Source organism: Kocuria salina (genome assembly GCF_013368965.1).
Classification (GTDB): Bacteria; Actinomycetota; Actinomycetes; order Actinomycetales; family Micrococcaceae; genus Kocuria; species Kocuria rosea.
The window spans coordinates 17,880-36,320 of the sequence record NZ_SSSF01000007.1; the positions used below are offsets into that span (position 1 = coordinate 17,880).

An 18,441-nucleotide genomic window follows, 5' to 3' on the forward strand; every position below is an offset into this window, starting at 1 on the left:
GCGCGCTCGCCGTCGGCGGGGAGCCCGCTCCCGTCGGAAGAACCCCATGCCTGCTTTCGTTCCCCCACGTGTCCTGTGCTCCCTCACCGCGGCCGCCGCCGCCGTGGCCCTGGGGCTCGTCGCCGTGCCCGCGGCGCACGCGGCGCCCTCGGCCCACCTCCCGGCCGGACCGGCGGCGCTCGCCCCGGCGAAGAAACCGGTCAGGACGACCGCCGTCGTGCCGGCCGAGCCCAAGGTCCGCACGTGCCCGCTGCGCTTCGGCGTCGGCACGGCCGGTGGTCCCGCCGCCTCCACCGAGCTCGCCGAGGTGGCGTCCCTGGCCGGTGAGAAGCCGTCGATCGTCCTCTCCTACAAGGACTTCGCCCAGCCCGTTCCCTCCTGGGAGCTCGAACAGACCCGCGCGGCCGGAGCCACCACCCTGCTGACCTGGGAGCCGTGGGTCTGGGGCGGCGGGATCGACCAGCCGGCCCACTCCCTGGACGCGATCGCCTCCGGCGCCCACGACGCCCACATCACCGACTGGGCCACCCGCCTGGCCGACTGGGGATCCCCGGTGATGCTGCGCTTCGGCCACGAGATGAACGGGAACTGGTACCCGTGGGCCGAGGGGGTCAACGGCAACGGCGCCGGGGACTACGTCGCCGCCTGGCGCCACGTCCACGACATCTTCACCCGCGCGGGGGCCGACAACGTCCAGTGGGTCTGGAACCCGAACGTGCCGTACTACGGGTCCACGCCCCTGGACGGGCTCTACCCCGGCGCCGACTACGTCGACGTCGTGGCCCTGGACGGCTACAACTGGGGCACCTCCCAGAGCTGGTCCAGCTGGCAGCAGCCGTGGGACCTGTTCGCCTACGGCCTGTCCGAGATGCGGCGCCTGGCCCCGGGCAAGGAGATCGTCGTCGCCGAGACCGCCACCGCGGAGGCCGGCGGGTCCAAGGCCGAGTGGAACGCGCACCTGGTGTACTACCTCGCGCAGCAGCCCGACGTCACGGGGCTCGTCTGGTTCCACCTCGACAAGGAGGTGGACTGGCGGATCAACTCCTCCACCGCCTCGGCCCAGGCCCTGGCCGCCGAGCTCGCCAAGCGCCCCTGCCCCTGAGCACCGCGGCGCCGCGCGCCACACCGGGTCATGCGAATCACAAAAGCAAACCGCGCGTGTAGCGTGACCCCCAACGACCGGCACCGCGCCACCGCTCATCCGGAGGCGGCGCGGCGCCGGTCGGTCCCCCCAGGACCGTGTCGAGGAGTCCCCCCCATGGCAGTTCCCCTCACCCCGCCCCCCGGCCGCCGGCTCGGACCCGTCTGCGCGGCGCTGCTCGTCGTCGCGCTGGCGGGCTGCGCCGAGGACCGGGGGACCGGCACCACCGCGGCGTCCAGCGCGAGCCCGCCGGCGGCCACGGCCGGTTCCGCGCCCGCGTCGGGGGCGGACGGAAGCACGACGCCGGAGACGCCCCGCGACAGCCCGGCCCCGCCGGGCAACGACGTGGCCCCCTACGACGACACCGCCACCCGGGACGCCGCCGGATCCTTCGGCGCCGCCCAGCGGCTCGACGACTCCCTCGAGGCGGTCGTGGAGGGACCCCGCCCCGGCACCACCGGCGAGCGCCCCGTCCGGGCCGCCCCCGGCACCCCGGTGCAGGTGTTCACGCTGACCCTCACCAACACCGGGGCCGCCCCGGTCGACGCCGTGCCGTGGTCCTTCCCGGTCGCCGTCGACGGCGAGGCCCCGGCGCCCCCCGTCTTCGACGACTCGCTGGGCGTGCCGATGGAGACCTTCCCGACCATCGCCCCCGGCGGGAGCGCCTCCCTCGAGGTCGCCTTCTCCGCGGAGCACGACGCCGACCTGGCCGTCCGCGTCTTCGACAACACCACCCCCGACCACTACGTCGAGTTCACCGACTGAAGCCCAGCAAGGGACCCCCCATGAAGATCTCAGCTCTGCGCATCCCCGCCGCGGTCGCGGCCTGCTTCGCGGTCGTCCTCGCCGGTGCCCCGGGGGCGTCCGCGGCGCCGTCCGCGCCCGCCCCCGGCGTCTCGGCCGGTCCGACGACGACCCCCGGACCCACGGCGGGTGCCGTCGCGGCGACCGTGCGGCTCGAGCCGGTGGACGACGAGTCGACCGTGCCCGAGCGGGAGACCTCGCTCGTCGACGTCCTCGCCAACGACGGCCTCGAGGACCCCGCGACGGTGCGGCTCCTGCTCGTGGACACCGCGGCCCGCGCGGCCGAGGACGAGCTCGTCGACGAGCTGCGCACGGATCTCGGGTCCCTGCGCGTGGTGTCCCCGGACACGGAGCCCGACGCCCTGCCCGAGGGCTGGGAGGTCCCGGACCACCCGGTCCTCGCCCTGACGCCCGCTCCGGACCGGCCCGCCGACGCCGCCTCGGTGGAGGTGGCCTACGCCGTGCTGGGCGCCGGGGGCGAGGCGGCCCGGGCCGTGCTCACGGTCGCCCCGGACCAGGAGGCCCCCGGGGCCTCCGCCGCGCCCACCGCCTCGGGGGAGCCGACGGAACCGGCGGTCCCGGCCGAGCCGACGGACGGCGCCGAGCCGACGACGGAGCCCTCCCCGGGCGCGGAGCCCGCCGAGGAGCGGCCGGCCGCACCGCGGCCGGAGTCGCAGGAGACCGCCGCCGCGGCCGCCGCGGAGAACGCGGACGTGCCCGCCGAGGTCCGGCAGGCCCTGGAGGCCGCCGCGGCCCGGGCGTCCGCCAGGACCGGGGAGCCGACCGGGGAGATGCGCCCCTGGAAGGGGGGCTGGGAGTGGCCGCACCAGAGGGGCGTGGTCCTCTGGTCCGAGGCGCACGGTGCGCACTTCGTGCAGCTGCGGGGCGCGATCGGGCACCGGTGGAGCTCCACGGGCGGCGTGGACGTGCTGGGCTGGCCCGTGGACGACGAGTCCTGCCTCCTGACGGGCGGCGGGTGCCGGCAGTCCTTCTCGAAGACCCGCACGATCTACTGGAGCTCCTCCACCGGGGCGCGGACCGTCAACACCCGGGGGGCGATCGGCCACCAGTGGGTGCTCGGCGGGCGCGAGGCCGGGGCCTACGGCTACCCCACGACCGACGAGGTCTGCGGGGCGGCCGGCGGGTGCCGCCAGTCCTTCGCGGGAGACCGGACGATCTACTGGACCTCGTCCACCGGGGCGCGGACCGTCAACACCCGGGGCGCGATCGGCCACAAGTGGGTCCTCGGCGGGCGCGAGGCCGGGAGCTACGGCTACCCCACGACCGACGAGGTCTGCGGGCTGGCCGGGGGCGGGTGCCGTCAGTCCTTCACCAAGGCGCACACGATCTACTGGAGCCCCGGGACGGGGGCCCGGGCGGTCAAGACGAAGGGCGCGATCGGGCAGCGGTGGATCGCCACGGGCCGCGAGCGGGGGTCGCTCGGCTACCCCGTCACGGACGAGGTCGGCACCGGCACCGTGCACCAGAAGTTCCAGCGGGGACTCGTCACCTGGAGCCGCGCCACCGGCGCCCGGACGCACCTGTTCCGCGGCGAGTGCCACCACCTCAACACGGGGCGCTCCGTGCAGCCGACCCGCAACGCGGCGCGCGTGTCCCTGACCATCGCCGAGGGCTACGGGCGCTCGCAGGCCACGTTCGTCAACTGCGTGCGGATCGGCGGAAGCTACGTCGAGGAGTGGCGGACGTCCGCCTACGTGGGGGCCAGCGGGTTCAAGCGGCCCGGGGTGCCCTCGGGGCACACGCAGTACCTGTTCTCCCCGCAGGGCTCGTACTCGGTCACGGAGTCCTTCGGGGTCTACAACCCGGGCACCGCGCTGCCCTACCGGCAGCTCAACCCCAGCTCCCGGTGGGGCGGCCGCCTGGGCACGCTCTACAACAAGTACTTCGAGTCCACCGGCTACACCTGGCCGGACGAGAACATGTGGTACTTCTCGCTGTCCGGCGACTACCGGCTCGGCGTGGTGATCAACTACAACCGCCCGCCCGACTCGTCCATCGTCCAGGGCAACGGCTTCGCGATCTTCCTGCACGCGAACAAGAAGCCCACGGCGGGGTGCATCGCCCTGCACGAGCACGAGGTCGCCCGGTACATGCGCACCGCGCGCCCCGGTGACCGGATCATCATGGGCGTCCGGGCGGACCTGTTCCGCTGACGGACCGGGGACGCCAGGAGGGGGACCGCGCGGCGCGCGGTCCCCCTCCGTCGTCGGTGCGGGTCACGGGCTACTCGACGGACTGCTCCACCCGGGCCTGCTCCCGGCGGCCCAGGGCCCACAGCACCAGCTCGCTCGGCACGGCGCGCAGCACGCGCACGGTCCCCGTCCTGCCGCGGCCGCCGCGCACCGCGCCGTAGGACGGGGCGATGAGCACCACGGTGTCCTCCTCGTCCTTGAGCACCACCTTGGCCAGCAGGCTCAGGGACCGCCACAGGGCCTGCTCCTCGTCGTGCAGCAGCGGGCGCTCGTGCCAGTCGGGCTGGGCCCGGCGGACGTCCTCGTGGTGGACGAAGTACTCCACGGTGTTGATCCGCTTGTCCACCGGTCCGAGCCGCGCGGGCGAGTACAGCGGCGGGTGCTCCACCTTCCGCACGAGCTCCTCCCAGGGCTGGCCGGCGACGGCCTGCTCGGCGCGGCGGGCGCGCTCGCCCAGCACGGGCACCCGCGGGAGCACCTGGCCGGCCAGGACGTCCGGCCGCCCGGAGCGCACGACGAGGTGCACGGCGAGGTCGCGGGTCCTCCAGCCCTCGCACAGGGTCGGGGCGTCGGGGCCCAGTCGGCGCAGGAGCGCGGCGAGGTGCCGGCGCTCGACGTTGGCGAAATTGGTCACGTGGATCCTCCTCGTGGCGCCGCCGTCGGTCGGCGGGGCCGTCCTGATGTCCACGCTATACCGGGTGCGTGCCCGCCAGGAACCGGCGCGGCCGGGCCGGGCTCAGCCGCGGGGGACGGGCGGGCCCAGGTACAGGAGCACCGAGGTGAGGCCCGCCACCACGACCGCGCCCGCCGCCACGGCCAGCCATGGGCTGCGGAGGGACCAGGCCTCCAGCCGCTCCGGCACGGTGGTGGGACGGTCGCCGCCGGGGGCCAGGCGCCAGCCGCCGTCGAGCCGGCCCGTGCGCTCGGCGCGGCGCTCGAAGGGGATCGTGGCCCAGGGGACGACCGCGCTGGCCAGGCCCAGGGCCCCGAAGCCCGCCGACCACCGCTGGTCCACCCAGACGAAGCAGGTCACCACGCAGTAGCCGAGGAACACGACCCCGTGCAGCATGCCGAAGACGGGCACGAAGGCATCCGAGACCCCCGTGTACTTCAGGACCATGCCGAGGATCAGCAGCGTCCAGGTCACCGCCTCGGCGAGGGCGAAGCGGCCGTAGAGCTCACGGGGTGTCATGGGTGGTGCTCTCCTGCACGTCGAGGGGCTGCTGGTCGGTGGGGGCGTCGTCGGGGACCGCCGGAGCCGCGAACTGGCTCGCGTGCAGCGCGGCGTACGCGCCCCGGGCGGCGAGCAGGTCGTCGTGGGCGCCCCGCTCCACGATCCGGCCGTCCTCCATCACCAGGATGATATCCGCGTCGCGGACGGTGGAGAGACGGTGCGCGATGACGAACGAGGTCCGGTCGCTGCGCAGCGCGGCCATGGCCTGCTGCACGAGCACCTCGGTGCGGGTGTCCACCGAGGACGTCGCCTCGTCCAGGATCAGCAGGGAGGGGTCGGACAGGAAGGCCCGGGCGATGGTGATGAGCTGCCGCTCGCCCACGGACACGTTGCTGCCCTCCGGGTCGATCACGGTGTCGTAGCCCTCCGGCAGCGCGCGCACGAAGCGGTCCACGAGGGTCGCCCGGGCGGCCTCGAGCACCTCCTCGTCCGTGGCGTCCAGCCGTCCGTAGCGGATGTTCTCCCGGATGGTCCCGCCGAACAGCCAGGCGTCCTGCAGGACCATCCCGACCCGGGAGCGCAGCTCGGCGCGGGAGAGGTCGGTGATGTCCACGCCGTCCAGCGTGATCCGCCCGGCGTCGAGCTCGTAGAAGCGCAGCACCAGGTTCACGAGCGTCGTCTTGCCGGCGCCGGTGGGCCCCACGACGGCCACGGTCCGGCCGGGGAGCGCCTCGAAGGTCAGGTCCTGGAGGAGCGGGGCCCCCGGGACGTAGGAGAAGGAGACGTGCTCGAAGCGCACCCGGCCGGGGGACCGTTCGGGCAGGCGGGCGCGGGCGGTGTCGGCATGCTGCTCCGGGGCGTCGAGCAGCTCGAAGGCGCGCTCCGCGGAGGCCACCCCGGACTGCAGGGTGTTGGCCATGCCCGCCATCTGGGACAGGGGCTGGGTGAACTCCCGCGAGTACTGGATGAACGCGGTCGCCGCCCCGAGGCTCAGCTGCCCGGAGGCCACGCGCAGCCCGCCGAGCACGGCGATGCCCACGTAGGAGAGGTAGGAGATGAACTGCATGACGGGCATGATCGTGCCGGAGACGAACTGTGCCCCGAAGGCCGCCCGGTACAGCTCCTCGTTGCGCTCGTCGAAGCGCTCGGCCATCTCCTGCTCGCGGCCGAAGACCCTGATCAGCTCGTGGCCGGAGAACGAGTCCTCGATGTGCCCGTTGAGGGCGCCGGTGGCGCGCCACTGCTCCGTGAACAGGCGCTGGGCGCGCACCCCGATGAACCCGGCGGCCCCCGCGGACAGGGGGAGGGCGACCAGGGCCACGAGCGCCAGCTGCCACGACACCACGAACATCATGATCACGATCCCCACCACCGTGAGCAGGGACTGGACCAGCTGGGCGAAGGAGTGCTGCAGCGCCGTCTGGACGTTGTCGACGTCGTTGGTCACCCGCGAGAGCACGTCGCCGCGCTCACGGGTGTCGAACCACCCCAGCGGCAGCCGGTTCAGCTTGTCCTCGACCGCGCTGCGCAGGTCGTGGACCACCTGCATGACCAGGCGGTTGAGCAGCCAGCCCTGCGCCCACATCAGCAGCGAGGCCACCAGGTACATGACCAGCACCGCCGCGATCAGCCGGGCGAGCGCGGAGAAGTCGATCCCCGCCCCGGGAACGACGTCCGCGGCGGAGACCAGGTCCGCGAGGTTCTGCTCGCCCCGGTCCCGCAGGTCCTGGGCCACCTCCGCCCGCGTCGCGCCCGCGGGCATGTCCCGGCCGAGCACCCCCGTGAAGATCACGTCCATCGCCCGGCCCAGGACGAGCGGGGCCCAGACGTTGAGCGCCACGGACACGGTCCCGGCCAGGAGGACGAGCACCAGCGCCCGCCGCTGCGGGGCGAGCAGGCCCAGCAGTCGTCCGGCGGAGGACCAGAAGCGCTGGGGCCTGCGCGGCGGGGCGGGCGCGGCCATCAGGCCACCTCCTCCGCGCGGGTCTGCGACTCGACGATCTCCCGGTAGGTGCCGGAGGTGGCCAGCAGCTCGTCGTGGGTCCCGCGCGCCGTGATCCGCCCGGCGTCCAGGACGAGGATCTGGTCCGCGTCCCGGACGGTGGACACGCGCTGGGCCACGACCAGGACGGTCGCGTCCCGGGTCGCCGGCACGAGGGCGGCGCGCAGCCGGGCGTCGGTGGCCACGTCCAGGGCGGAGAACGAGTCGTCGAAGAGGTACACCACCGGGCGGGCCACCAGCGCCCGTGCGATGCACAGCCGCTGCCGCTGCCCGCCGGAGACGTTGACGCCGCCCTGGGCGATCGGGGCCTCGAGCCCCCCGGGCATCCGGCGGACGAAGTCCTCCGCCTGTGCGGTGCGCAGCGCGGCCCAGAGCTCCTCGTCCGTCGCCCCGGCGTCCCCGAGCCGGAGGTTGGAGGCCACGGTGCCGGAGAACAGGTACGGCCGCTGCGGCACGAGGGCCACCCGGGCGGCGATCTGCTCGTGGGACAGCCGGGGCAGCGGGACGCCGTCGAGCTCCACCGTGCCCCCGGTGGGGTCCAGCAGCCGGGGGACGAGGTGCAGGAGGGTGGACTTGCCCGACCCGGTGGCGCCGACGACGGCGGTCGTCCGGCCCGGCCCGGCCCGGAAGCCCACGCCCTCCAGCACGGGCAGCTCCGCCCCGGGGTACCGGAACGTCACGTCGCGCAGCTCCACCGCACCGGTCCGGGAGGCCGGGACCACGGGCTCGGCGGGCTCCCGCAGGGAGGGCTCGGTGCGCAGCACCTCGGTGATGCGCTCGCCGCACACCATGGCGCGCGGGACCATCATCACCATGAACGTCCCCATCATCACGGCCGTCAGGATCTGCAGGAGGTACTGCAGGAACGCGGTGAGCGAGCCGACCTGGATCTGCCCGGCCCCCACCCGCTGGCCGCCGAACCACAGCACGGCGGCGGTGGCCAGGTGCAGGATCATGGTGATGACCGGGAACATCAGCACGAACAGGGAGCCGATGCGCACCGACACGTCGGTGAGCTCCCGGTTGGCGGCCGCGAAGCGGCGGCGCTCGTGGTCCTCCCGCACGAAGGCCCGCACCACCCGGATGCCGACGATCTGTTCGCGCAGCACCGCGTTGATCCGGTCGATCCGCCCCTGCATGAGCCGGAAGAGGGGCATGAGCAGGCCCACCAGCACGCCCACCGCGATCCCGAGCACGGGCACCGACACCCACACGAGCCAGGAGAGCCCGGCGTCCTCCCGGAGAGCCATCACGATCCCGCCGGCGCACATGATGGGCGCCGCCACCATGAAGTTGAGCCCCATGAGCACGAGCATCTGGATCTGCTGGACGTCGTTGGTGCCCCGCGTGATGAGGGTGGGGGCCCCGAAGCCGTTGACCTCGCGGGAGCCGAAGGAGCCGACCTGCCGGTGCACGGCGCGGCGGAGGTCGCGGCCGGTGCCCATCGCCGCCCGGGCCGCGCAGTACACCGCGGCGACGGCGGCCGCGACCTGCAGGAGCGCCACGCCGAGCATCACCTCCCCGACGCGCAGGATCAGGCCGGTGTCACCCCGGACGACGCCCTCGTCGATGATCCGGGCGTTGAGGCTCGGCAGCAGCAGCGCGGCGATCGTGGCGACCAGCTGGAGCGCGACGACGGCCAGGACCCACGGCAGGTAGCGGCCGGTGTGCTGCCGGACGAGACGGAGAAGCATGGGCGTCCGCTCCTGGTGGCGGGACGGGCGGGGCGGACCGGGCGGTCCGTGATCCAGGCTACGCCGGGGCGCGGACACCGTGCCCCGCCCGGTCCGCCGGGGCCTCGCCGCCGATTGTGGCCTTTCGTGAAGTGGATCACTACAACCCCTGGTAAAACCACACGAACTCACATAAACTCAAGGGAACGCAAAGACAGTCCATCGTTCCCGTCCGTGAGGTGCACGCCATGTTCGCAGAAGAACGCCAGGCCGAGATCGCCGAGCTGGTGCTCACGACTCGCCGGGTCAACGGCGCGGACCTGGCACGCCGCTTCGACGTCACCATGGAGACGGTCCGGCGCGACCTCGCGGCCCTCGAGGCCGCGGGCAGGCTCCGCAGGGTGCACGGGGGCGCCGTCTCCGCGGACCAGTCGACGTCCGACGAGAAGGCCATCTCCTCCCGCAAGCACCTGAACACCCCGGAGAAGCGGCGGATCGCGCAGGCGGCGTTCGACCTCCTGCGCACCAGCGGGGCCGGGGCCGTCGTGCTCGACGCCGGCAGCACCGTCGAGGCCCTGGCCGACCTCATCGTCCGCACCGACTCCACCCTGCCGGACGGGCAGGAGCAGCTCATCATCACCCACGCCCTGCACATCGCCGCCAAGCTCGCCGACGCCTCGGGCATCGGGCTCGAGCTCGTCGGCGGGCGCGTCCGCAAGCTCACCTGGGCCGCCGCCGGCGGACGGGCCGCGGAGCACTACACCCGCCTGCGCCCGGACCTCGCGTTCGTGGGCTGCAACGGGATCCACGCCGCGTTCGGGCTGAGCACCCCGGACCCCATCGAGGCGGTCGTCAAGACCGCCATCATCCAGACCTCCCGCCGGGTCGTGGTCCTCTGCGACTCGGCCAAGCACGATCAGGAGACCCTCATGCGCTTCGCGTCGCTCGACGAGATCGACACCCTCATCACCGACCGGGCCCCCGGCCCCGAGCTGGCCGCCGCCCTCGAGGAGGCCGACGTCGAGGTGGTGATCGCGTGATCCTCACCGTCACCCTCAACCCGTCCCTCGACCGCACGGTCGAGCTCCCGGCGCCGCTGCGCCGCGGCGCCGTCCAGCGCGCCGACGGCGCCCGGCAGGACGCCGGCGGCAAGGGCGTGAACATCTCCCGGGCGCTGCGCGCAAGCGGCGTCCCGACCCTGGCCGTGCTGCCGGGCGACCCCGGCGATCCGCTGCTGGCGGAGCTCACCGCGGCCGAGGTCCCCTACGAGGCGGTCCCCGTGGGCGCCCCGATCCGCTCTAACATCACGATCACCGAGCCGGACGGCACCACCACCAAGATCAACGCCCCGGGTGCGCCGCTGGGCACCGAGCACGTCGACGCCGTCGTCGAGCTCCTGGTGGACCGCGGCGCGGACGCCTCCTGGGTGGTCCTGGCCGGCTCGCTGCCGCCCGGCGCCCCGGAGGACGTCTACGCCCGGATCGTCCGCCGGGTCCGCACGGCCCTGGGGGAGCGCTCGCCCCTGTTCGCCGTGGACACCTCCGGGGCGGCGCTGCAGGGCGCCGTGTCCGGCGACGACGCCCTGCCCGACCTCATCAAGCCCAACGGCGAGGAGCTCGCCGAGCTCGTCGGGACGGTCGACGGCGAACGGCTCGAGGCGGACCCCGACCTCGCGGCCGCCACCGCCGCCGCGCTCGTGGACCGCGGCCTGGGCGCGGTCCTCACGACCCTCGGGGCCGGCGGGGCCGTGCTCACCGTCCCGGAGGGCTCCTGGCACGCCGTCCACGCCCCCGTGGCCGTGCGCTCCACCGTGGGCGCCGGCGACAGCTCGCTCTCGGGCTACCTCATCGCCCAGGAGCGCGGGGACGCGGCGCCGGAGTGCCTGCGGCAGGCCGTGGCCTCCGGGTCCGCGGCGGCCGCGCTGCCGGGCACCCGGGTCCCCACCCTCTCCGAGACCACCCCCGAGGCGGTCACCGTGCGGGAGCTCCCCGCGCGCGCCGTCTCCGGCTGAACCGGACCACTCCACCCCACCTCATCCGAACCACCCGGGCCACCGGCCCGGCCGCTCAAGGAGGACATCGTGTCCGAGCTCATCACTCCCGACCTGGTCTCGCTCGACCAGGACCTGGGAGCAGACAAGGAATCCGTCATCGGCCGGCTCGCCGCCCTGGTGCAGCGCACCGGCCGCGCCGAGCAGCTCGACGGGCTGCTGGCGGACGCCATCGCCCGCGAGAACAAGACCGCCACCGGCATCCCCGGCGGCATCGCGATCCCGCACTGCCGCTCCGCCGCCGTGACCGAGCCGACCCTGGTCATGGCCCGGCTCGCGCAGGGCGTCCCCTGGGGCGCCAAGGACGGCCCCGCCGACATCGTCTTCTTCATCGCGGCGCCCGAGGGCGCCGACCAGACGCACCTGAAGCTGCTGGCCAAGCTCGCCCGCTCGCTGATGAAGAAGGACTTCGTGGCCGCCCTGCGCGCCGCGCGGTCCGAGCAGGAGGTCGTCCGGATCGTCGACGACGCGCTGGGGCTCGGCGGGACCGCCGAGGGCGCCTCCCCGACCGGCCCGGCGACCGCCGGCGCCACGTCCGCCGCCGCGGTGCCCGCCTCGGTCGACGCCCGGGCCGCGGACGGGGGCGCCGCGCCGGCGTCCGCCGCCCCGGCCGCGGGCGACGCCGGCCCGCACGCCGGCAAGAAGATCGTGGCCGTCACGGCCTGCCCCACCGGCATCGCCCACACCTACATGGCGGCGGACGGGCTGACCTACGCCGCCGAGGACATGGGGGTCGACCTCCAGGTCGAGACCCAGGGCTCCGCCGGCTTCACCAAGCTGGACCCCGCCACGATCGCCGCGGCGGACGCGGTGATCTTCGCGACCGACGTCGACGTCCGGGACCGCGCCCGGTTCGCCGGCAAGCCCTTCGTCGCCTCGCCGGTCAAGCGCGGCATCGACGAGCCGAAGGTCATGATCGAGGAGGCCCTCGCCAACGCCGGGAACCCGAACGCCCCGCGCGTGCAGGGCGGGGCCGGCGGGGACGCCGACCAGGGCGCCACCGGCGGCGCGAACGAGGGCTGGGGGACCCGCATCCGCAAGGCCGTGATGACCGGTGTCAGCTACATGATCCCGTTCGTGGCCGCGGGCGGGCTGCTCATGGCCTTCGGCTTCATGGTGGCCGGGGCGGACATCGCCAACATCGCCGACGACGTGCTGACCGGCTCCACCATCTGGAACCTCGGCGAGTTCACCCTCGCCCAGTACATCGGCGCGGTCCTGTTCAAGATGGGCAACCTGGCCATGAGCCTGCTGGTGCCCGCACTGGCCGGCTACATCGCCTACGGCCTGAGCGACCGTCCCGGCATCGCCCCGGGCTTCGCGGCCGGCCTGGTCGCGAACTTCATGGGTGCCGGGTTCCTCGGCGGCATCGTCGGCGGTCTGCTGGCCGGTCTCGCCGCCTACTGGCTGGCGCAGCCCCGGCTGCCCCGCTGGCTGGGCTCGCTGATGCCCGTGGTGATCATCCCGCTGCTCGCCACGATCTTCGCCGCGGGTCTGCTGCTGCTGGTCCTGGGCGGGCCGATCGCCACCTTCATGGCGTGGCTGACCGAGGTCCTCAACGGCATGACCGGTGCCAGTGCGCTGGCGCTCGGCGCGATCCTCGGCCTGATGATGGGCTCGGACCTGGGCGGGCCGATCAACAAGGTCGCCTACACGTTCGCCGCCGCCGGCCTCGGGGCCGCGACCGTCGCCAACACCGCCCCGCAGGAGATCATGGCCGCGGTCATCGCCGCCGGCATGGTGCCCCCGCTGGCCATGGCCCTCGCCTCGACGGTGGCCAAGCGCTACTTCACGGTGGCCGAGCGGGAGAACGGCAAGGCCGCGTGGCTGCTGGGAGCCTCCTTCATCTCCGAGGGCGCCATCCCGTTCGCCGCGGCCGACCCGCTGCGCGTGCTCCCCGCGTCCATGGTCGGCGGCGCCGTGACCGGCGCGATCAGCATGGCCACGGGCGTCACCTCCGCCGCGCCGCACGGCGGGGTGTGGATCCTGCCGGTGATCGGCAACCCGCTGATGTTCCTGCTCGCGGTGGTTGTCGGTACCGTGGTCACAGCAGGCATCGTCGTCGCCCTCAAGCACGTGGGCGGTGCGCACGGCCGGGTGGCCGACGCCACCCGCTCGCGCGAGGATGCCGCCGCTGTGCCGACCACCGCCTGAGCGGTGCGCACGGGCCCCGACCGGGGCCCGTGCGCACCGATCCGAGCCTTCTCGAGGAAGAGGAACACGATGCAGACACTGACAGGCGTGGGGGTGTGCGCGGGCCGCGTCATCGGCGAGCTCGTGAGCATGCCGGAGCCGGTCTCCGAGCCGGCCGCGGGGCTGATGCTGCGGGACGAGGAGCCCGAGGCGGCGGTGGCCCGGCTGCACACGGCCGCCGCCGCGGTCAAGGCCGAGCTCAAGCGCCGCGCCGAGGTGGCGACCGAGAAGGACGCCGCGGACGTGCTCAAGTCCACCGCGCTCATGGCGGGGGACAAGGCACTGCTGAAGAACGCCGCGAAGCTCGTCAACGGCAAGGGGCTCGCCCCCGAGCGCGCCCTGTGGGAGGCCGCGAGCGACTACGCGGACCAGATGCGCGCCCTGGGCGGGTACATGGCCGAGCGCGCCGCGGACATCGAGGACGTCCGGGCGCGGCTCGTGTCCCAGCTCCAGGGGCTGCCCATGCCGGGCGTGCCGCAGCGGGACGTCCCGTTCGTGCTGACCGCCGAGGACCTCGCGCCCGCCGACACGGCGACCCTGGACCCCGAGATGGTCCTGGCCCTCGTCACCTCCGGCGGCGGCCCGCAGTCCCACACGGCCATCCTGGCCCGCAACCTCGGGCTCCCCGCGGTCGTGGCGGCCCGGGGCGTCGAGGCGCTCGCCGACGGCACCCGCGTGTTCGTGGACGGCGCCACCGGTGAGATCCGCACCGAGCCCGGCGCGGACGAGCAGGAGCTCGTGGAGGCCTGGGTGCGCAGCGCCGCGGCGCGCGAGGCCTTCGACGGCCGCGGCGTGCTCTCGGACGGCACCGAGATCCCGCTGCTGGCCAACGTGGGCACCCCCGAGGACGCCCGCACGGCGGCCGCGGCCGGGGCCCAGGGCGTGGGGCTGCTGCGCACCGAGTTCTGCTTCCTGGGCCGGGACAAGGAGCCCTCGGTCGAGGAGCAGGTGGAGCAGTACACCGCGATCCTCGAGTCCTTCGCCGGCAAGAAGGTCGTGGTCCGCACGCTCGACGCCGGGGCGGACAAGCCGCTGCCCTTCCTCACCGACACCGCCGAGCCGAACCCCGCGCTCGGGGTCCGGGGCTACCGCACGGACCGCTCCGTGCCGGGCGTGCTCGCCCGGCAGCTCGAGGCGATCGCGCTGGCGGAGAAGGCCACGGACGCCGACGTGTGGGTCATGGCGCCGATGATCGCCACGCCCTCCGAGGCCCGGGACTTCGCCGTGATGGCGACCGCCGCAGGCCTGCGGGTGCCCGGGGTCATGGTCGAGACGCCGTCCGCGGCCGTCACCGCCGACCAGATCCTGCGCCACGTCAAGTTCGTGTCCCTGGGCACCAACGACCTGACCCAGTACACGATGGCCGCCGACCGGATGATGGGCTCCCTCGCGGAGCTCAACAACCCGTGGCAGCCCGCCGTGCTGCGCATGATCCGGTACACCGTGGAGGGCGCCCGTCGGGCCGAGTCCGAGGGCGCCGGCCCGCGCAACGTGGGCGTCTGCGGCGAGGCCGCGGCCGACCCCGCGCTCGCCGTGGTGCTCGTGGGCCTCGGGGTGCACACCCTGTCCATGAGCCCCCGCGGACTGGCCGCGGTCGCCGCCGTGCTGCGCAGCGTCGACCTCGCCACCGCCCAGGCCCTCGCCGAGGTCGCGATCGAGCAGCCCAGCGCGGAGGAGGCCGCCGCCGCCGTGCGGACCGAGCTCAGCGTGCTCGCCGAGCTCGGCCTCTGACCCACCGACCGCACCGTTTCCGCACCACCCCAACCACCGGGGCCCGTCACCCAGGGCCCCACAACCCGAAGGAGCACCACCATGGCAGAACGCACCGCCACCATCGCCTCGTCCGTCGGCCTGCACGCCCGTCCCGCCGCGATCTTCGCCGAGGCCGCCGGGGAGTACGACCTCGACATCACGATCGCCGCCGAGGGCGAGCCCGAGGACGAGGCGATGGACGCCTCGAGCGTGCTGTCGCTCATGTCCCTCGGCGCCGGCCAGGGGGACAAGGTCGTCCTCCGCGCCGAGGGCGCGGGCGCCGACGACGCGCTCGACGCGCTCGTGCAGATCCTCGAGACGGACCACGACGCCGAGTAGGACCCCGCCGCACCGTCCAGTCACGGCGCCCGCCCACCGCACGGTGAGCGGGCGCCGTCGCGCGTGCCGACCCGCCGCACCGACCTCTCACGTGCTCCGACTACCGTGGAGGGGATGCCCGCACACTCCGATGGAGGACCGATGACCGCCGCTCGACCACCGCTCGACCACCGCCGCCGGGAGCCGGAGCGCGCCGCGCAGGCCCCGCGGCGGGCCCTCGTCGTGGGCACGGGCCGGGACCGGGGGGCCCTCGCGGCGGCGCGCGCCCTCGAACGGGCGGGCTGGCACGTGGGCGTCGGCACCCCCGACGGACCGGGCATGCTCGGCGCCACGCGGGCGGCCGCGGCCCGCCACGAGGTGCCCCGCCCGCGCGGGGACGGCGCCCGCTTCATCGACGGCGTCCGCCGGGCGGTCGCGGAGGGGTCCTACGACGTCGTCTTCGGCGCCGGCGACGACTGGATGGCCGCGGTCTCGGCCTACCGCCAGCACCTCCCGGCGGCGGTGGCGCACCCGGGCCCGGACGTGGTCGCGGAGGCCCTCGACAAGGTCGGGCTCGCGGACCGGGCGGCCCGGGCGGGCCTCGCCGCCCCCCGGACGCTGGCGGCCACGGACGAGGCGCTCGCCGCCTGGGACGGCCCGGTCGTCGTCAAGTGCCGGGCGCACTGGGCGCCCGGGCAGACCCGGCCCCACCGCATCGAGGCCAAGCTCTTCCCGGACGCCCCCGCCGCCGCCGGACAGGTGCGGCGGATCCGCGAGGCCGGTGCCGAACCGGTGCTGCAGGTGCCCGTGCGCGGCACCCTCGGGGCCCTCATCGGGGTCCACCACGACGGCCGCCTGCGCGGCCGGGTGCAGCAGACCACCTCCCGGCTGTGGCCCACGCCCAACGGCGTCTCGGCCCGTGCGCAGACGGTGCCCGTCGACGAGGAGCTCGCGGCGCGCGCCGAGGTGCTGCTGCGCGACCTGGGCTGGTGGGGGCTCGTGGAGCTGCAGTTCCTCACCGGGGACGACGGCGTCCCGCAGCTCATCGACCTCAACGGCCGCTTCTTCGGCTCGATGGCCCTGGCCGAGGCCGCCCGCCCCGGGCTGGCCGACGCGTGGGGCCGGCTGGTGCTCGGCGCGCCCGTGCCGGAGCTGCCGGACGCCCGCCCCGGGGTCCGCTACGCCTGGCTCGCCGGGGACCTGCGGCGGGCCTCCGTGGAGCGCCGCGGCGGTCTGGCCGCGGACGTCGCCGACACCCTCCGCTGGGGCCGCGGCGCCCAGCACAGCGTGTGGGACCTGCGCGATCCCGGACCCACGTGGCACCTGGCCACCTGGCGGCTCAGGAACGGCGCCCGCTCCGGGTAGGGCGGCGCCGCGTCAGCGCCTCCGGCGCAGCGTCCGCAGCGTCTCGCCCACGAGCAGGCGCTCGGGAGCCCGCAGCACGACGAGCCCGAGCAGGTACGTCCCGCCCACCACGGCGGCGCAGAGCGCCGCGAGCACGAACGAGGGCAGCTCCGCCAGCGCCTCCCGCGCACCCAGCCCTGCGGCGCCGGCGACGGCCGCCAGCACGAGCGCCCGCGCCACCAGTGCCGTCGTCGCCCTGGCGTCCAGCCCGGCGTGCCGCCGGTGCAGCAGCCACGCGTTGAGCAGCGCCGCCACGACCAGGGACGCGGTCGTGGCCGCGGCGATGCCGGCGAGGCCCAGCACCGGGGCCAGCAGGACGTCGCCGACCACGTTGACGACCATCGCCAGCACCGCCACGACCACGGGCCCGCGGGAGTCGCCGATGGCGTAGGACGCGCGGACCACCACCTGGCGGAAGCCGAGCGCGAGCAGCGCCGGCGCGTACCAGGCGACCGCGGTGGCCGTCGCCGCGACGTCCCCGTCGTCGAACGCGCCGTGCCCGAAGGCCGTGGCGACGAGGGGTCCGGCCGCGACCACGAACACCGCGCACACCGGGGCGAGCACGGTGACGACCACGGACAGCCCGCGGTCGACGAGCCGGCGCAGCTCGGGCCGGTCGTCCGCGGAGGCGCCCAGGGCCGGGTACAGGGGGACGAGCAGGGCCGCGATGACGAGGGTCTCCGGCAGGTCGACCAGGCGCCAGCCGTAGGTCAGCGCCGTGATCGTGCCGTCCTCGAGGGTGGAGCCCACCGCCCGGTCGACGAGGGTGTTGATGTTGACCACGGCGTTGCCCACCAGCATGGGCGGCACGAGCCGGGCGATCTCCCGGAAGCCCGGGTCCCGCAGGTCCCACCGGGGCCGGAGCCGGGAGCCGAGCGCCCGCACGGGGGGCACCTGCATCAGCAGCCGCGCCGCCGAGCCCACCACGTAGCCCACGGCGAGCGCCGAGACGCCGTACCGGGGCCCGAACAGACCTGCCGCGGCGATCATGACGAGGTTGAACGGGACGCCCTGCAGGGAGGACCACGCGAAACGGCCGTGGGCCTGGACGAGCGAGGCCAGCAGGTCCGTGCCGGCCACGAGCACCGTCGCGACGAGGACGATCCGGGTGAGCGAGGCGGCCGTGGCGGTCTGGGCGTCGTCGAACCCGGGGGCGAGCAGGGCCGTCACCGGTTCCGCGAGCAGCCCCGTCACCACGGCGGCCAGGCCGAGGAGGACCACGGTGACGGTGAGGGAGACCTCGAAGCCGCGGTGGCCGCGGCACCCCGTGCCGTCGGCGCGCTCCCGGGCGGCCTCCCGCGAGGTCACGGGGGTCACGGAGCGCGCCATCGCCCAGGCGATCAGGCCGAGGACGACGTTCAGCACGCCTTGGGCCACCAGCCACGCGTCGAGCTCGGCGCCCGCGCCGAAGACGGCGCCGACGACGACGTCCCGGGCGAATCCCAGCACGGTGGAGACGGCGGTCAGTCCGGTCACGAGGACCGCGGCGCGGGCGATGCTCCAGCGCCCGCCCGGTCCACCCACGGCTCCCGCCACCTCCCTGGTCCGGACCGCGCCGGGGATCGGAGCGGACCTGCCGGTGCGCGCCGCGGACCTGCCGGTGCGAACCGCCTGAACAGAATACACAGCGCGGCACCCGGTGCCGCCCCGGCCCCGTCCCGGGCCCGCCGCGGGGACGGGAACGGCGGCGCGGCGCCCGAGCGGCACAGCTCAGAGG

At 75.0% G+C, this 18,441-nt stretch carries 14 protein-coding genes; 9 read left to right on the forward strand and 5 right to left on the reverse strand.

Annotation, left to right across the window (positions count from 1 at the left end; genetic code table 11):
• The first annotated feature begins 46 nt into the window (after positions 1–46).
• The 3 genes from E7Z53_RS13725 to E7Z53_RS13735 all read left to right on the forward strand — a co-directional run bounded on the left by E7Z53_RS13725 (position 47) and on the right by E7Z53_RS13735 (position 4,119).
• Positions 47–1,102 (forward strand): glycoside hydrolase family 26 protein, encoded by a 1,056-nt coding sequence (locus E7Z53_RS13725; protein WP_176337988.1) that lies wholly within the window; start codon positions 47–49, stop codon positions 1,100–1,102.
• Positions 1,103–1,258: 156 nt separating this feature from the next.
• On the forward strand, positions 1,259–1,906 hold the full coding sequence (locus E7Z53_RS13730) for a hypothetical protein (protein WP_035930308.1): 648 nt from the start codon (positions 1,259–1,261) through the stop codon (positions 1,904–1,906).
• Between the two features lie 20 nt (positions 1,907–1,926).
• Positions 1,927–4,119, forward strand: coding sequence for a L,D-transpeptidase family protein (locus E7Z53_RS13735; protein WP_176337989.1), 2,193 nt, complete (start codon positions 1,927–1,929; stop codon positions 4,117–4,119).
• A gap of 70 nt (positions 4,120–4,189) precedes the next feature.
• Here E7Z53_RS13735 and E7Z53_RS13740 read toward each other — a convergent pair whose 3' ends face one another.
• The 4 genes from E7Z53_RS13740 to E7Z53_RS13755 form a co-directional block, all read right to left on the reverse strand.
• Positions 4,190–4,792: a TIGR03085 family metal-binding protein gene (locus tag E7Z53_RS13740; RefSeq protein ID WP_017832772.1), complete on the reverse strand. Its 603-nt coding sequence runs from the start codon at positions 4,790–4,792 to the stop codon at positions 4,190–4,192.
• 102 nt (positions 4,793–4,894) lie between these two features.
• On the reverse strand, positions 4,895–5,350 hold the full coding sequence (locus E7Z53_RS13745; protein WP_035926853.1) for a DUF3817 domain-containing protein: 456 nt from the start codon (positions 5,348–5,350) through the stop codon (positions 4,895–4,897).
• Positions 5,337–7,295: an ABC transporter ATP-binding protein gene (locus E7Z53_RS13750; RefSeq protein ID WP_115162338.1), complete on the reverse strand. Its 1,959-nt coding sequence runs from the start codon at positions 7,293–7,295 to the stop codon at positions 5,337–5,339. The genes E7Z53_RS13745 and E7Z53_RS13750 overlap by 14 nt, the downstream gene beginning before the upstream one ends.
• Complete coding sequence (locus E7Z53_RS13755) at positions 7,295–9,028, reverse strand: ABC transporter ATP-binding protein (RefSeq protein WP_176337990.1); 1,734 nt, start codon at positions 9,026–9,028, stop codon at positions 7,295–7,297. The genes E7Z53_RS13750 and E7Z53_RS13755 overlap by 1 nt, the downstream gene beginning before the upstream one ends.
• A gap of 227 nt (positions 9,029–9,255) precedes the next feature.
• On the opposite strand from E7Z53_RS13755, the gene E7Z53_RS13760 reads away from it, so the two are divergent.
• The 6 genes from E7Z53_RS13760 to E7Z53_RS13785 all read left to right on the forward strand — a co-directional run bounded on the left by E7Z53_RS13760 (position 9,256) and on the right by E7Z53_RS13785 (position 16,685).
• On the forward strand, positions 9,256–10,047 hold the full coding sequence (locus E7Z53_RS13760) for a DeoR/GlpR family DNA-binding transcription regulator (protein WP_017832768.1): 792 nt from the start codon (positions 9,256–9,258) through the stop codon (positions 10,045–10,047).
• Entirely contained in the window at positions 10,044–11,018 is a 975-nt protein-coding gene (locus E7Z53_RS13765; RefSeq protein ID WP_017832767.1) for a 1-phosphofructokinase family hexose kinase, read from the forward strand. Before E7Z53_RS13760 ends, E7Z53_RS13765 begins: the two co-directional genes overlap by 4 nt.
• A gap of 69 nt (positions 11,019–11,087) precedes the next feature.
• The gene (locus E7Z53_RS13770) at positions 11,088–13,211 is read left to right on the forward strand and encodes a PTS fructose transporter subunit IIABC (protein WP_035926860.1); all 2,124 of its coding nucleotides are present in this window, start codon (positions 11,088–11,090) and stop codon (positions 13,209–13,211) included.
• A gap of 69 nt (positions 13,212–13,280) precedes the next feature.
• Complete coding sequence (gene ptsP, locus E7Z53_RS13775) at positions 13,281–14,981, forward strand: phosphoenolpyruvate--protein phosphotransferase (protein WP_031282639.1); 1,701 nt, start codon at positions 13,281–13,283, stop codon at positions 14,979–14,981.
• Positions 14,982–15,062: 81 nt separating this feature from the next.
• Positions 15,063–15,341: an HPr family phosphocarrier protein gene (locus E7Z53_RS13780; protein ID WP_017832764.1), complete on the forward strand. Its 279-nt coding sequence runs from the start codon at positions 15,063–15,065 to the stop codon at positions 15,339–15,341.
• A gap of 141 nt (positions 15,342–15,482) precedes the next feature.
• On the forward strand, positions 15,483–16,685 hold the full coding sequence (locus E7Z53_RS13785; RefSeq protein WP_176337991.1) for an ATP-grasp domain-containing protein: 1,203 nt from the start codon (positions 15,483–15,485) through the stop codon (positions 16,683–16,685).
• Between the two features lie 12 nt (positions 16,686–16,697).
• Here E7Z53_RS13785 and murJ read toward each other — a convergent pair whose 3' ends face one another.
• Positions 16,698–18,248 carry a murein biosynthesis integral membrane protein MurJ gene (gene murJ, locus E7Z53_RS13790; protein ID WP_035926867.1) on the reverse strand — a complete coding sequence of 517 codons (1,551 nt, stop codon included), beginning with the start codon at positions 18,246–18,248 and terminating at the stop codon, positions 16,698–16,700.
• Positions 18,249–18,441: the final 193 nt, after the last annotated feature.